Source organism: Prevotella pallens (genome assembly GCF_900454935.1).
GTDB lineage: Bacteria > Bacteroidota > Bacteroidia > Bacteroidales > Bacteroidaceae > Prevotella > Prevotella pallens.
On record NZ_UGTP01000001.1, the window covers coordinates 1552134 to 1567507 of the forward strand.

The 15374-nt window shown below is 37.7% G+C and carries 12 protein-coding genes; 6 read left to right on the top strand and 6 right to left on the bottom strand.

Going from position 1 to position 15374, the window contains the following annotated elements; translation table 11 throughout:
• Positions 1 to 314: 314 nt before the first annotated feature.
• The 4 genes from nadC to DX009_RS06600 all read right to left on the bottom strand — a co-directional run bounded on the left by nadC (position 315) and on the right by DX009_RS06600 (position 6266).
• Positions 315 to 1190, bottom strand: a complete 876-nt coding sequence (gene nadC, locus DX009_RS06585; RefSeq protein ID WP_115083442.1) for a carboxylating nicotinate-nucleotide diphosphorylase — start codon at positions 1188 to 1190, stop codon at positions 315 to 317.
• 47 nt (positions 1191 to 1237) lie between these two features.
• Positions 1238 to 2230, bottom strand: a complete 993-nt coding sequence (nadA, locus tag DX009_RS06590) for a quinolinate synthase NadA (RefSeq protein ID WP_115083443.1) — start codon at positions 2228 to 2230, stop codon at positions 1238 to 1240.
• Positions 2231 to 2261: 31 nt separating this feature from the next.
• Positions 2262 to 3860 (bottom strand): L-aspartate oxidase, encoded by a 1599-nt coding sequence (gene nadB, locus DX009_RS06595; RefSeq protein ID WP_115083444.1) that lies wholly within the window; start codon positions 3858 to 3860, stop codon positions 2262 to 2264.
• A gap of 306 nt (positions 3861 to 4166) precedes the next feature.
• Positions 4167 to 6266, bottom strand: coding sequence for a S8 family serine peptidase (locus tag DX009_RS06600; RefSeq protein WP_115083445.1), 2100 nt, complete (start codon positions 6264 to 6266; stop codon positions 4167 to 4169).
• A 155-nt stretch (positions 6267 to 6421) separates the two neighbouring features.
• Here DX009_RS06600 and DX009_RS06605 point away from each other — a divergent pair, with 155 nt between their 5' ends.
• Positions 6422 to 7288, top strand: a complete 867-nt coding sequence (locus DX009_RS06605; RefSeq protein ID WP_006044628.1) for a hypothetical protein — start codon at positions 6422 to 6424, stop codon at positions 7286 to 7288.
• A gap of 929 nt (positions 7289 to 8217) precedes the next feature.
• Here DX009_RS06605 and DX009_RS06610 read toward each other — a convergent pair.
• Positions 8218 to 9099, bottom strand: a complete 882-nt coding sequence (locus DX009_RS06610; protein WP_115083446.1) for a M48 family metallopeptidase — start codon at positions 9097 to 9099, stop codon at positions 8218 to 8220.
• A 225-nt stretch (positions 9100 to 9324) separates the two neighbouring features.
• Between DX009_RS06610 and DX009_RS06615 the strand changes: the two genes are divergently transcribed.
• The 5 genes from DX009_RS06615 to DX009_RS06635 all read left to right on the top strand — a co-directional run bounded on the left by DX009_RS06615 (position 9325) and on the right by DX009_RS06635 (position 14297).
• Entirely contained in the window at positions 9325 to 10359 is a 1035-nt protein-coding gene (locus DX009_RS06615; RefSeq protein ID WP_115083447.1) for a hypothetical protein, read from the top strand.
• Positions 10352 to 11560 (top strand): hypothetical protein, encoded by a 1209-nt coding sequence (locus DX009_RS06620; RefSeq protein ID WP_115083448.1) that lies wholly within the window; start codon positions 10352 to 10354, stop codon positions 11558 to 11560. Before DX009_RS06615 ends, DX009_RS06620 begins: the two co-directional genes overlap by 8 nt.
• A 146-nt stretch (positions 11561 to 11706) precedes the next feature.
• Positions 11707 to 12159, top strand: coding sequence for an NfeD family protein (locus DX009_RS06625; protein WP_115083449.1), 453 nt, complete (start codon positions 11707 to 11709; stop codon positions 12157 to 12159).
• Between the two features lie 36 nt (positions 12160 to 12195).
• A complete protein-coding gene (locus DX009_RS06630) occupies positions 12196 to 13149 on the top strand; it encodes an SPFH domain-containing protein (RefSeq protein ID WP_115083450.1) in 954 nt (317 codons plus the stop codon).
• Between the two features lie 8 nt (positions 13150 to 13157).
• Positions 13158 to 14297 carry a UDP-N-acetyl glucosamine 2-epimerase gene (locus tag DX009_RS06635; RefSeq protein ID WP_115083451.1) on the top strand — a complete coding sequence of 380 codons (1140 nt, stop codon included), beginning with the start codon at positions 13158 to 13160 and terminating at the stop codon, positions 14295 to 14297.
• Positions 14298 to 14405: 108 nt separating this feature from the next.
• Here DX009_RS06635 and DX009_RS06640 read toward each other — a convergent pair whose 3' ends face one another.
• Complete coding sequence (locus tag DX009_RS06640) at positions 14406 to 15371, bottom strand: transporter (RefSeq protein ID WP_115083452.1); 966 nt, start codon at positions 15369 to 15371, stop codon at positions 14406 to 14408.
• Between the last annotated feature and the right edge of the window lie 3 nt (positions 15372 to 15374).

Sequence of the window (15374 nt, forward strand, 5' to 3'; positions counted from 1 at the left end):
TTGTTTTGTTTACGTGTGCAAAGATAAACAGTTTCTTTATACTGTGCAATACCTAAAAGTAGGGGTTATGGCAAAATACCTACTTTTAAGTAGTGCGATTTCTGTTTTATTACAATATTACTCCAAATAAAGGGAAATGTTGTGATAAATTATCTCAACTGAACTAATATTAGTAAGAATGTAGTAAGAAAAGGTTTGCATAGAGTCGTAATGGAATAAAAAAGATGGTAGTCTGAAGTGTTATTAATACTTTTGACTACCATCTTTTATCATAAAAGAATATAATCTATATCTTCTTGAATACCTATTATAGGTTATTTCATAACGAGTTTATCACTTCCAGCAGCTTTAAAACTCATATCTAATCCTTTTACACTATGTGTTAATGCACCAAAAGAAATAAAATCGACTCCTGCTTTTGCGTATGGTATCATTGTTTCATAGGTTATTCCACCGCTTGATTCAGTTTCGCAACGTCCAGCAACAATGTCTACAGCTATTCGGGTATCCTCTGGCGAGAAGTTATCGAACATTATTCTATCACACCCTTCGGTCAAAGCTTCGTCTAATTCCTTGAAGTTACGCACTTCACATTCAATCTTTAAGTTTTTCCCATTTGCCTTACAGTAGGCTTTTGCACGAGAAATTGCATTATGAACCCCACCACAAAAGTCGATATGATTATCTTTTAGGAGTATCATATCGAAGAGTCCAATGCGATGATTAGTACCTCCACCAATCCGGACAGCCTCTTTTTCGAGCATACGCATACCAGGAGTAGTCTTTCTAGTATCCAATACACGTGTATTTGTACCTGCCTCAATAAGTGCTTGTTGGTATTTATGGGTCATTGTAGCAATACCACTCATGCGCTGAAGTATATTGAGCATTAAGCGTTCAGTTTGTAATAAACTCTGTTCACGCCCTTTCACACTCATAACAATATCACCAGGCTTTACGTGCGCACCATCTTCGATATATGTTTCTACTATTAACTCTGGATCGAAACGATGAAACACCTGCTTTGCAATATCTATCCCAGCAAATATTCCTTCTTCTTTTATTAACAATTTGCTCTCACCAATAGCATCGGTAGGTATACAACAAAGGGTTGTATGGTCGCCGTCTCCAATGTCTTCACTAAATGCGAGATCAATTAATTTATCGTTTAACTCTTCTACTTTTAGCATATTGTGTTATATATATTATATAAGGTGTAAAGATTAATTATAGAGACTTAAAGTCCAAGTTGCTTTGATATTTCTAACATTTTATTTATAGGTCGGATAGCCTTTTCTGCTATATCAGGGTCTACTTCTATTGTAGGCCATTCGTGTTTAATACAGTTGTAGAGTTTTGTGAGGGTAATTAATTTCATATAAGTACACTCATTACAATTATATGGTTCTTCAGTAGATGGCGCAGGGAAGAGTGTTTTCTGTGGTGCAGACTTCTGCATTTCGTAGAGAATACCAGGCTCTGTAACAACTATAAATTCTTTTGCGTCGTTATTTATGCAGTATTTTAGTAAGGCAGATGTGCTACCAATTTTGTCAGCCAGTGCTGCTACTTCGCTTGTACACTCTGGGTGTACTAATACTTTAGCATTTGGGTGTTGTTGTTTGAGTTGTTTTATCCCTTCTACAGAAAAGCGTTCGTGCACCTCGCAAGCACCGTCCCAAAGCAACATGTTACGTCCTGTTACACGGTTAATGTACCCTCCAAGATTTTTATCTGGACCGAAAATAATTTTTGTGTCTTTAGGAAATGACTCAACAATCTGACAAGCATTACTACTAGTTACTACAACATCGGTTAATGATTTGGTTGCAGCCGTAGTATTTACATAATTTATTACAATATGATCGGGGTGAGATTTGACGAATGCTTCAAATGTATCAGTAGGACAACTCTCTGCTAACGAACAAGAAGCATTGAGGTCTGGCACTAGTATTTTCTTATTAGGGCAAAGTATTTTATTAGTTTCACCCATAAAATGCACACCACACATCACAATTATATCAGCATCAGTTGCAGCTGCCTTCTGTGCTAATGCAAGACTATCGCCTACAAAATCTGCTAATTCTTGTACTTCGGGTACAGTGTAATAATGTGCCATTATCACGGCATTCTTCTCTTTACACATTCGTTTTATCTCTGTCCTTATATCTGTATTGACAGTTATAGGTTCATCAATAAAGCCTTGTTCTATCCATTTTTTATCAATCATACCATTCTATGTTTATTGTATTTTAATCGAGTTAGTCTTCCTTTTGCAAATCGTTGGCGTGCTCTGGATAATCTATTGTATAATGTAGACCACGACTCTCTTTCCGCGCTATGGCCTGACGAGTTATTAAATAGCCAACGTTTATCATATTTCGTAATTCACAAATATCTTTTGTAGCTTTCACTTGCTTAAATAGTTCCTCTGTTTCTTCATAAAGAAGATCGAGCCTGTTCCATGCTCGTTTCAAGCGTAAGTTACTGCGTACAATACCAACATAGTTGCTCATAACTTCTCCAACCTCTCTGATACTCTGCGTTATTAATACTCGCTCTTCATTAGAGAGTGTGCCTGCATCGTCCCATTCAGGTATATCCGTATTGAATTGATAGCCTTCGATGACATTTAGAGTATGTTTAGCTGCTGATTTCGCATAAACTGCAGCTTCTATAAGCGAATTACTTGCCAAACGATTACCCCCATGCAGACCAGTGCAAGCACATTCACCAACTGCATAAAGTCGTTTTATAGAACTCTCACCATTTAAGTCTACCTTAATTCCACCACACATATAGTGGGCACTTGGGCACACAGGTATATACTCTTTGGTTATGTCTATGCCTAAGCTTAGGCATTTCTCATAGATGTGTGGAAAATGTCTTTTAGTTTCGTTTGCATCTTTGTACGTTACGTCAAGACAAACATAGTCTATCCCATGCAGTTTCATTTCACGATCAATAGCCCTTGCTACTATATCGCGAGGAGCGAGCGAGAGTCGCCTATCATATTTCTGCATAAATTCCTCTCCATTAGGAAGGCGGAGTATACCACCATAGCCTCGCATAGCCTCGGTTATTAAGAAAGCTGGTCTAGTTTCTTTTGGATTGTAAAGAACTGTGGGGTGAAACTGTACAAACTCCATATCGGTAACGGCTCCTTTGGCTCTATAAACCATTGCTATGCCATCGCCAGTAGCAATACTCGGATTAGATGTAGTGGCATATACAGCTCCACAACCACCAGTAGCCATAAGTGTAACTTTACTTAAATAGGTATCTATTTTCTGTGTGTCAGGATTTAATATGTAGGCACCATAACATTCTATATTTGGTGTACGACGTGTTACTTCTATTCCAAGATGATGCTGCGTTATAATCTCTACGGCATAATGGTTTTCGAGCACTGTTATGTTCTTATTATTACGCACCGCTTCCATAAGTCCACGTTGTATTTCGGCACCCGTATCATCTGCATGGTGAAGTATGCGAAACTCGCTGTGTCCACCCTCGCGATGTAAGTCGTATGCTCCTTTACTATTTTTATCGAAATTAACTCCCCAATTCACAAGATCAGTAATTGCTTCTGGTGCATTACGTACCACGTGTTCTACTGCACAATGGTCGGATATAAAGTCGCCTGCTACCATTGTATCGGCTATGTGCTTTTCGAAATTATCTACCAATAGATTTGTTACTGAGGCAATACCTCCTTGTGCCTTTGTTGTGTTTGCTTCGTTGAGCTTTGTTTTGCACACTAAAGTTACTTTGTATTTACCACTATTGGCTACACGGAGAGCATAGCTCATACCAGCTATACCACCACCTATTACAAGAATATCTGACTTATGTATCATAATAAATTTACTGTTCTTCAGAATGAATGCAAAAGTAATAATATTTTCTTTAATGTGCCAACATAATCCTTTTTTCCTTACAATTATGTTGCAAGGGTATGATATTGCGTTTTTATACGCACTATATTTTCTTTCAAAATTATCTTATAAGAGAAATTAATGTGGTTATTAAGTATTAATGATCAGTAATTTCTAATAAGACATTCTTCTTCCTTAAAAAGAAGTATATCTGTGTTTGAGATAGATGTCTTTTATCTTATCCTAACAAATCGCACTAGTAAAAGGATACAAAATATGCTATGTTACTTAATGCTTTACAAATTTCTGATGATTGCGAACGTATATGCCACGTGGCAAATTGCTTTCGGAAGTACCTGCATAACGTCCGTCAATATAATAAATACGCTTATTGTCTGTACACGTTTGAGAGTTTTCGTATTGCACAATACCAGCTTTAGCCATTCGCAAAACCTCTTTCAAACCTGCATATATATTTATCTCACCATATCCGTACCAATTGTTTGGATAGCTTAACGATGTGTCGTATTGGGTACAAGTCTTACGAAAAACTTCCAAACAATCTTGCGGTGTAAGACGAGGGTATGCCTGAAGCCACAAAGCTATGGCTCCTGCCACAACCGGAGACGACATTGATGTGCCCCCATTAGCATTCCAAGCGTAAGTTCTTCCATTATATTGAAAATGTCTTACATCTGATGCGAGAGGTGCTCCTGCATTCTTTGGGTTCATGATAAAATAACTACTATAAGCTGAAATAATATTCTGTCCTGGTGCCATAACATCGGGTTTAATTCTCCCATCTATGGTTGGTCCTACACCAGAGAACGATGTCCGTCGCCCATCAGTACCTTTGTCGTATTCTTTCCACTCGCCTAAATAATTAAGAAAGCCTCGCCTATATGCCGTTGCTCCTACCGAAATAACACTTGGTGCACTCGATGGAGAGTTAATACTATAACTATTATCGCCCATCTTTAGCATAGGATTTTGATCGCGCGGAGGTAAGAATCCTCTTATACGGTATAAGTCTATTGTAGCTTCGCTGCTTGCAAGTTCTATTGAAACTGGAATATCGTATCCTAAGTTTGGATTACTCTCAAGACGAATATCGTAGATAACATCTGTTGAATTATAGCTTGATGGATAGGCTAAGATACGCCATTTGTACATCTGATTGCCTATCTTTATGGAGTCTATCAGCAAAGAGTCTTTGCAAGCCAATACTTGTTCTATTGGTATTTCAACAATTTGTGCAGTAGAAGTGTTGGCAGCTACTTTCATTCGGAACACAAATGGTTTGTCGGTCTTTGTTGTAAAGTAAGCACTTTCACGATTTCCCCACAGTAACGACTCTATATTTGGTATTCCTTTTGGTTTGTGTACGTAGTTTATCCAATCGGCATCGTTCCCTGCCGAAGCTACAATAATGTGTCCAGGTCCCGTCATCTTGTCGAGCATCTCATAGTATAGTTGGTCGTAACCGTGAAAATCTTGATGTCCTCCCTCACTAAAGTTAATTACACAGGGTTTACCTTGAGTGTCGGCATAGTCAAAAATATATTTAAAGCCTAATGCATCGGTAGCATAAGTGTACTTGTAATAGTCCTTCTTATCAATTAGGTCTATATTGTTGCCTGTAGCATTTGCCACCAAAACAATATCAGCATCGTAAGCTATTCCTCTGTATGGACTAACAATATTATTTCCTTCCGAACCACTTCCTGCTGCTATTCCCGCAGTGTGTGTACCGTGTGTTTGAGTAAAGCCGTCTAAAGAGTGCCCTATCTGTAACAAATTTGATGCATCACGATAGTCGCACCCTACGGGCAAAGTACTACCTATAGTATCTTTTGACAGCTGATCCCAAAGAGCTTTAATACGATAATCTTTCATATTTGTGCTATAAAAGGTAGGGTGAGTAAGGTCGAAACCAATATCTTGTATCCCAACTACAACACCTTTGCCCGTATATGTCTGTGGCAGATCTTGTCCACTATAAACAGGTAAAGCATTTAGCAATATTGCCGTTGTATCCATTTGTATCCTATTTCCATTGCCAGCCTCTATTCGTAATACGTTTTTTTCGTTGGAAAGACCTGCTAATTGGTTCAACGGAATAGAAAGAATGTATACATTGTCTACTTTTGCAAGCTGCCGACATCTATACTTCTTTATTAGTCCATCGGCGTTGCCACTGAATTTTGCAAAAGCTGTGATAGTGGATTGATATTGTTCAGGATAGATAGAAGGTACTTGCCTGCGTTGCTGAATAATATCGGTAGCAGCTTCACGCACTAATGGCGACATCTTGTTATAGTTGGGCTGTTGTGCAAATACACACATAACAAATAAAGAAAATATATATAAGCAGCTTATTCGATTCATTTAATTTATTGTCTACAAATTGTTTTATCACTGTGCAAAGAAAAGAAAAAAAACTGAATTAGGCAAACATTCACAATATTTCATACTATATTTACGTTTCCTATCATAACTAATTACACATTATATTATATAAGAACACATTGAAACAATAAGGAATGGAAATTAAGAAATTATATACTGGACGTGCTATTGCATCTTTTCTGTTGGTACTTTTCTCTATGCCATTAGGTCATGGACTTATGATTGCTATGGAGAAGACTATGTCTGAAAGTGCTGTTCATACTGCGGGGTTCTTGTTAGGGTTTGTCGGCTTAATTATGGTGATAGTGGGTGTATTTACAAAAGGCGATACACGGCAAACTCTGTGGGGATTCATTGGCGGCTTATTGTTCTGGACAGGGTGGGTAGAATTTCTGTTTATGTTCTATGCACGGCGTTATGGAGTGCCACCAGAAATAGAGAATGGCGTTGTTGTTACCAAACCTGAATACCTAATTATGCCTGCTTCGTTCGGTATGTGGGCATCTATTATGGTGATGTATATATTCTCAACACGCAACGGATGCGACTTTATTACATGGATTCAGCGCAAATGTTTTGGTAAAAAACAACGCACCATTTGTGCACAACCTATGACACGCCACACCAGTATCGTTACTTTTATGGAAACTATGATGATGCTTTGGGGAATGTATCTGCTGCTAATGTTTTGTTACGATAAGAGTTTCTTAGGCGATCACCACCCCATAACTTTCCTTGTGGGGCTCGGCTGCTTTATAGGTTCGTTATTTATGTTTAAACGACAACTTTACATTGCATCGTGGGGAGCTAACATTCGTATGTCTATTGCTACTGTTATTGTGTTCTGGACACCTGTAGAGATACTTGGGCGCATAAACTTTTTCAAAGAATTTTGGGTAGAACCAGAAAAGTATGCGTGGCAAATGATACTTATATTGCTTGCGTTCATTTCACTTGGAGTTTATCTTTGGATTAAAGGAAATAAACGGAGAGTAAAATAAGCCAACGCAAGTAGACTAAGAAGACAAAGGGTTTTGACTCATTAACTGCCTCGAAAAGAACTGTCGATCCTGTTAATGAGTCTTCGTTTATATTCTTATACTATTCGAACAATAAATGTCTGACAGATGAATTTTCTGAAACGGCTTTCGTTTACTTTATCTAATCAATGAAAATTATAAGTGCCTTTTATTTGGGCTTAGTAAAAAAGATGGTAGTTGTAATAGGCCCCACCACAACATAACAGAAAAAGGAATAGTATATTGTTAATCAAACACTTATAATAAAACCATTAACAAAACTATGCAGAGTAATGGAATCTGTAATTCTCATCTGAGTAAATATCTTTTAAGTGGTATTATATAGAGCCATAAAAGCCATCGTTTTTTGTGATATCTAATTTGAAACTGATAGATATCTAAGACGATCGTTACAGATATCTGTAACGATAGTGACAGATATCTAAGAAAAGAGCTACTGACATCTGATATATTCTATTTGACTTGTGAGTAAAAAGTAGGTTCTGTTTATAGTCTATCTACCCATTTCCTACTGAACTTTAACTTTGCAATGATAATCCTATTCTGAAATGATATTACTAGTGTTATTATAAGAAAAGCTACTATCTTGCATCGCAAGACAGTAGCTTTTGGCGTGTAATATCATAGAATTTATAATCTATTGAAGAATTTTACGTAAATAGAATATTACCGATAGAAATTAACACATTTATCCTAAACGGGGCATTAGAGTCTAAACATTGTTTGTTTTATTATCAAGCAGATTGTTTGTATTTGCAACGCAGGCGTAGCGGACTACTTAAAGTTACACGGATAGACAATATGCCGATAAGAATATAAAATATGTTAGAGAATTATACTAGAGTAATGAGAACTATACGTATTATGGTATAATAAGCAATTTGGGATAATTATCTATTCCGTGCTCTTTTCTGTTTACCACTACCTATATGAATACTTTGTATTGTAGTACTCTCTTTACTTTGACCATTCTGATAATATTTCATTGCTTCTGGCATCCATTTCTGTATATTCCTAATGCGAGTTGCGTCAGAAGGGTGGCTACTCATAAATTCCATAGGCGCACCTTGCGACGAGGCAGCCATACGTTGCCAAAAAGGAATAGCGTTTTGCGGATCGTAACCTGCCATTGCAGCAAAAATAAGACCCATATAATCTGCCTCTTGCTCATTCTTTCTGCTATACTTCAAATTAAGAAGCGAAAGTCCTGTTGAAGCTATTGAATTAACAATATCGCCTGTACCACTGCCAACTGTAGAGTTTAAAACTGTTCCCAATATAGTAGTTCCAATACTTTGATTCTGTTGTTTTGTTATTTGCTCGGCGCTATGCTTTGCCACTGCGTGTGCTATTTCGTGCCCCAACACAATAGCTAAGCTTGCTTCGTTTTGTGTATAAGGTAGTAATCCTTCGTAAACCACAATTTTTCCACCAGGCATACAGAATGCGTTGGCTTGCTTATCTTGCACAAGATTGAATTCCCACTGAAAGTTCTTCACTTCGTCAGCATAACCATTATTGCGCAAATAGTTTTCTACGGCATCAGCTAATCGACGCCCAACACGTGTTACCATTTGTGTGTTCTTAACATTTGTAGACTTCTTTGCGCTCGCCATAAATTTTGCATACTGTGTTTTGCTTAAGCTAAGGATGTCTGCATCAGACACACTAATGGTATGCCTACGACCTGTAAGTGGCACTGTAGATGTGGTTCCGCATGCGGTAAGTGTGGCAATTACAATTGTTACCAATAAATACTTAATCTGTTTCATTTCTTATTTTCTTTAAAATACTTATGGAAATCTTAGCTGTTATCAGCTCTTTCTATTTATTTTGGCTGCGAAAGTACAAACTTTTTTCACGATAAGTATTGTTTTTATTTCTTTTTAATAAAAATAATATAGTGTTATTTGCTTATTTAAATAAGAATAAATAACTTTGCGTCATTAAGAAATAGAGGTTATAACAATAATTATAACTCATTAAATCATCAAAATATGCGTAGAACCGCCACAACGTTACTATTGTTGCTCACAACCCTCTGGGCATCAGCACAAATTAAACAAACTTATTTGCCTGACTTTAAGAAAGGGCAAACCGCAACTTACGAGTATATATGTACAAAAACACACAGGCGAAATTGTGATAATGTTACTGTTGATGGATTAGAACTAAACTCACCATTTGTATCCTTGGGGGGAGTTTTTTCTCTAATGGATATTTCAGGAATGATTCCTACAGGCGACAGTATTTCGAATAAATTCTCGCTGAAAGTACTTGATTCAACACCATATTCCTATATTATGGAGGTAAAACTTCTGGATATAAACTTACCTAAGTTTATTGAGAAAAAAGAAGGAGACCAAGAGGTTTTAGACGTAATTAACTTTATGAAGACTCTCAAACTATATTTGATGATGTCAAAAAGATTGGGCGAATGGAAAGTTATCAACGCAGATGAATTATATAGACAAGTAATTAACGAAGGGCGCAGGCGGAAACTTTCCGTTTTTGAAGGCGAAGATAAACAAAGCGATGAAGAGATTATAGAAGATATGCGAAAAGCAAATGCCATAGAAGGATTCATTTCTTTGTTTGTTCCTGGTATCAATGCGTTTACAGATGCTTATCAATTACGCTGTGAGAATGGACACAGAGAAGAAGGAAAGTTAGAAGAGAAAGAAGGTTCGTTTAAGTTTGTGAGTGATGTAACGAAAGGTAAAGGCAGGGCTATAAATCTTAAAATGAATTTGGAAACATATTCAAGCGTATACGAACCATACGTCGACATAGATACAACCGATGTGGACACTGTTGAAATAGATACAGTTGTCGCAGATTCAGTTATAACAGACTATGAAGATTCACTTCCCTCGATAGAAGATAGAGGAGTATTGTGCAAGGCTCAGAATATAATAGATGTAAAAATGGATAAGAACACCTGGCTGGAGAAATACGAAAATACAGTTATTATTAACTATCCGAACAGTGTTGGCACAATTTATAAGGTAGTAAGGCGACGCGATGACTAAAGAAACAGACAAGATGAAAGCAATAAAACAACAACAAAATAAGATGCGAATATTCTTAACCATCATAACATTGCTTATAGCCAACGGTCTATGGGCGCAAAAAAACAATAGCTACAGTCCTAAGTTTAAGAAAGGGCAGTCTGCAGTTTACGAGTTTACATTAGAACAAACACAGAGTGGCACTCCCGATTCAATAAATACAATGCTCGACTTCAGTTCTATTACAGAAGAATATGATAATCTTTTTAATGGAATGTCAAGGCGTGAACCCTATCTCTCGTGTAAAGTCCGTTTAACGGTTTTAAATGTTTCTCCATTCACAACAACTATTCAACTATCCCTGTTAGAGAATGTCAATTATACAAAAAAGAAAGTAGAAACAGTTTACGATAGTCTGTTTTATTATAATTTCGCTAATATTATGAAGAAGCGTCCGCTTATTCTTACCTTTACTTCCGATATGAAATCGTATATTGTAAGCAATTCGGAAGAGATATCGGCAGATTTATCAGGAGCCCTAATAAATCTGATTTATGGCGATATTCCTTCAGAATTAGCAGGCCCCATATACAGTTACAATAGATATGCAACACAGGCTTTGACCCGTACGGGAAAGCCCAATATACAGTTCTTAACCAATCTTTATGCCACATATATACCAAGTTTGCTTGATTTAATTCAGACTTTTTCCAATCCACTGACAGAAGGAAACATAACTAAAGGACGACCACTTGATGGAACAAATAGGAATATGACCTATTTTGCATCACAGACAAGTAGGAATAAACAAGGCGAATGGACATATATTACCGACTTAGACAAATACACTACGCCTGTATACGACAGTGATTTAGATGACAATTGGGCTGATAGTGTTGTGGTTGATAGCCTTGATGAAGATACTGTAGCTGTAGTAGCTGTAGACGATTACGATAGCGATTCAACGTGTATTGATACAGCTGAAGTTGATACGACTGAATGGGATTCAACCGAATATGATTCTACTGATACATACTCGGAGCAACCAGATACAACGGTAGATGAATCTGAGAGAATAGCACATATACACACCGAAACATATATAGGAAAAGACAATTGGCCAACCTTAATAGAGAAAACAATAACTCTAACCGATGATAATATTCTTTGGACTTATCGTAGAAAAATTAGAAAAGTACAAGATGTAAAAACTAGAAAGTAAACTATGTATGCGAAATACTCATAAATGATATAGAAAGAAGAGCAAAATAGCTCTTCTTTTCTGTTTTCTAGTCATTTCTTTATATAAAAGTTGTTAGTTTGGTTACAAAGTATTAACTTTACATTCTAATTAAAAAACGTAACGCTATGATACAATACTTCTTTGAAAATCTTTGGTTGGCATGGCTTTTAGTAGGTCTGTTGTGCCTTGTGTTGGAATTGACCAATGGCGATTTCTTCATTATATGTTTTGCCATAGGGGGCGTTGTGGCTGCTATTGTTTCGACTTTCAGCGACAGTTATGCACTGCAAGTTATTGTTTTTGCTGTAGTTAGTGCATTAAGCATCTTCTTTGTTCGACCATTCGCACTGAAATATTTGAATAAGAACAAAGATATCAGACTCAGCAATGCTGATGCCATTATAGGCAGGACGGGCAAGGTAACAGAACCCATCACTCCAAACGGATACGGAAGAGTAGAGATTGATGGCGACTCGTGGAAAGCTACTTCTGTAAGTGGTGTAGCTATTGCAGAAGGCACAAGGGTAAGTGTTGTAAGCTTAGATTCGATAATCATAGCCGTGAAAACGGTAGAGTAATATTCCTTTTATTAATAACTAAATCACAGAACTATCATGAACATTGGATCTTATGTATTAATTGCCATCGTTGTATTGGCAGTTGTCTTTGCTAAAAAAGCAATCGTTATAATCTCACAGAGTGAAACACGCATCATTGAACGCTTAGGACGATACTTCGCAACTTTGCAACCGGGTATCAATATCATCATTCCTTTTATTGATAGAGCGAAAGAAATGGTGGCAGTGCGCCACGGACGCTATGTCTACACAAACGTTATAGACCTACGCGAACAGGTTTACGATTTCGACCGTCAGAATGTTATCACGAAAGATAATATTCAGATGCAAATCAATGCGCTACTTTATTTCCAGATTATGGACCCATTCAAGGCTGTGTACGAAATAAACAACCTACCAAATGCTATCGAAAAGCTGACACAAACTACGCTTCGTAACATCATTGGTGAGATGGAACTCGATCAAACGCTTACTTCGCGCGACACCATTAATACCAAGTTGCGGTCAGTTCTCGACGATGCAACCAACAAATGGGGTATCAAGGTGAACCGTGTAGAGCTTCAAGACATCACACCACCGGAGAGTGTGTTGCAAGCAATGGAGAAACAAATGCAGGCAGAACGTAATAAGCGTGCGACAATTCTTACCAGCGAGGGTGAAAAACAAGCTGCCATACTCCAGTCGGAAGGTGAAAAGACATCGCGAATTAACCGTGCTGAGGCTGACAGACAGCAGGCTATACTCATTGCAGAGGGACAGGCAGAAGCACGAATACATATTGCTGAAGCCGAAGCTGTGGCAATTCAGAAAATTACGGACGCTGTCGGACAAAGCACAAATCCAGCAAATTACCTCATTGCACAGAAGTATATACAGATGATGGAAGAACTTGCGAAGAACGAAAACCAAAAGACGGTTTACCTTCCATTCGAAGCAACGGGCGTTATGGGCTCGATTGGCAGTATAAAAGAGATGTTTAAAGGAAAATAAAAGTATAAATGACACAAACAAGTAGCGAACTTAAAGTTTGTATTTTTTGTGGTGCACGACCAAACTTTATGAAGGTTGCACCTATTATCAGGATTATTAAGAAAAAGCAAAACGAAGGTTGGGACAGTAAAAGCATTGCCTATTCATTGGTTTATGCAGGAAGTAAGAATGATCCAACGTTAGAGGATAGCTTATTCGATGACCTGCAAATTCCACGCCCTGATGTATATCTCGGTGTAGAATGTGAGAACTTGAACGAACTAACAGGACAGGTAATGTCGAAGTTTGAGCAGTATTTGCAACAGAACACTACACACGTTGTTGTGGTTGTAGACGACCTTGCATCTACTATGGCTGCAGCTATTGTAGCAAAGAAACAAGGCATTGCTTTAGCGCATATAGCAGCAGGAACCCGCTCGTTTGATATTAATATGCCAAAAGAGATTAATCGTTTGGTTATCGACGGACTATCTGACGTGCTATTTACCGCAGGTTTAAGCAACAACAGCATTGCTAACAAAGAAGGGGCAGAGCTTTCTCGAGTATACATGGTTGGTAATATCCTAATTGATAATATACGCTTTAATCGCAGCAGAATGGGGGACTTATCGTTGGAGAATATAGCTTCAGTGAGTGAATTACAGTTGAAGCCAAAGCAATATCTGGTTTTCACTCTCAACCGTAAGGCTCTAATGAGCAATAAAGCAAATTTAGAACGAATGTTAGAAACGATGTCTGAAGCTGCTGGCAATATGCCTATTATTGCTCCGTTGCGTACTGATGCAGCACAAGTTGTAAAGTTACTTGATGCATCAAAACACAGAAACCTGCATATAGTACAACCTTTAGGATACTTAGAGTTTAGCTATCTGCTATTAAACGCAGCAGGAGTTATAACCGATTCGGGCAATGTTGCCGAAGAAGCTACCTTTACTAATGTTCCGTGTGCTACACTGAATAGTTATACCGAGCATATTGAAACCGTGAAACAAGGCACGAATGTACTTGTGGGCGAAGATGCACAGAAACTTCGTACTGCTGTTTCTGATATGGTTAGTGGCAAATGGAAGACTGCAACAATTCCCGACAGATGGGACGGGCGTTCAGCCGAACGCATTATTCAAACCCTTATTGATTTTGTGAAATAAACAAAATAGAAAGCGAATATGCCACAATCGACATATTCGCTTTTTACATATTATGCAGTACATTTACAGACTATCTTGTGCGTGCATATACGGTAAGTATATTGTTCTTTAAGATGTGTGCGTGTGTTTATCGTAATACCATAGTTCTATGCTGTTGATAATGTTCTGCCAAAGAATGTAGCAACCCGGACCAACAGACGATAACGGATTAAGATAGGTAAAGGCAATCCAAATAGCGAATGTAGTGTTTTTCTGCCCCAAAGCTTGCCCCGCTTCGATAGTTTTTCCAAAAAAACGACCTATAAACCTACCGATGGCAAACTGTGCCAAGCAAAGCAGTAAGCCCACAAGAGCAATGAAGACGAGAAACAAGATAGTTGTATCGGCATGAATAATGTTCTTCACTGTGGTTCCCGTTACTATAGTAAGTGTAAAAGCCCAGAAATAAAAGCCAAGATTGTTCATACTTACAATCCATTTATAAAGTGGTTGCAATATACGCCAATGTTTTGTGAAGTAAGCTACCAGCATTGGAGCAACCAAAATAAGGCAAACACGATTAAGAATAACAAGAAAAGAGTCGGCAAAGCCTACATTCACATTAGGCTCTATCAGTGGAAAACAAATAGGAATAAGAGCTGCACAAATAAAGTTTGACAAGAAAGTGTAGGTTGTCATATCTTCTATGTTGCCACCTAACTTCTGCGTAACGATGGCTGCCGCCGATGCACAAGGACAAATAATGCACGCCAATATTGATTCCATAAGTATCAAACCATTTCCCCGCAATTTAAAGAAGAGTATGAAACCTACTGCAATGAACACAAACAACACCTGAAACACGCCTATCCACAGATGCCATTGAACAGGAATAAGTTTCCGAAAGTTTACTTTACAGAACGTTACATAAAGCATTAAAAACATACAGATAGGCAACAGAAAACCAAATATAGGTTCGAATACTTCTGCAGCAGGAGATAGCAGGGGTATAAAAGCAAACAACAAATAAACCACAGCACCCATAGCTATTGCTACTGGCAGCGTCCACTTCTTTATAATACTTATTAGTTCCACTTC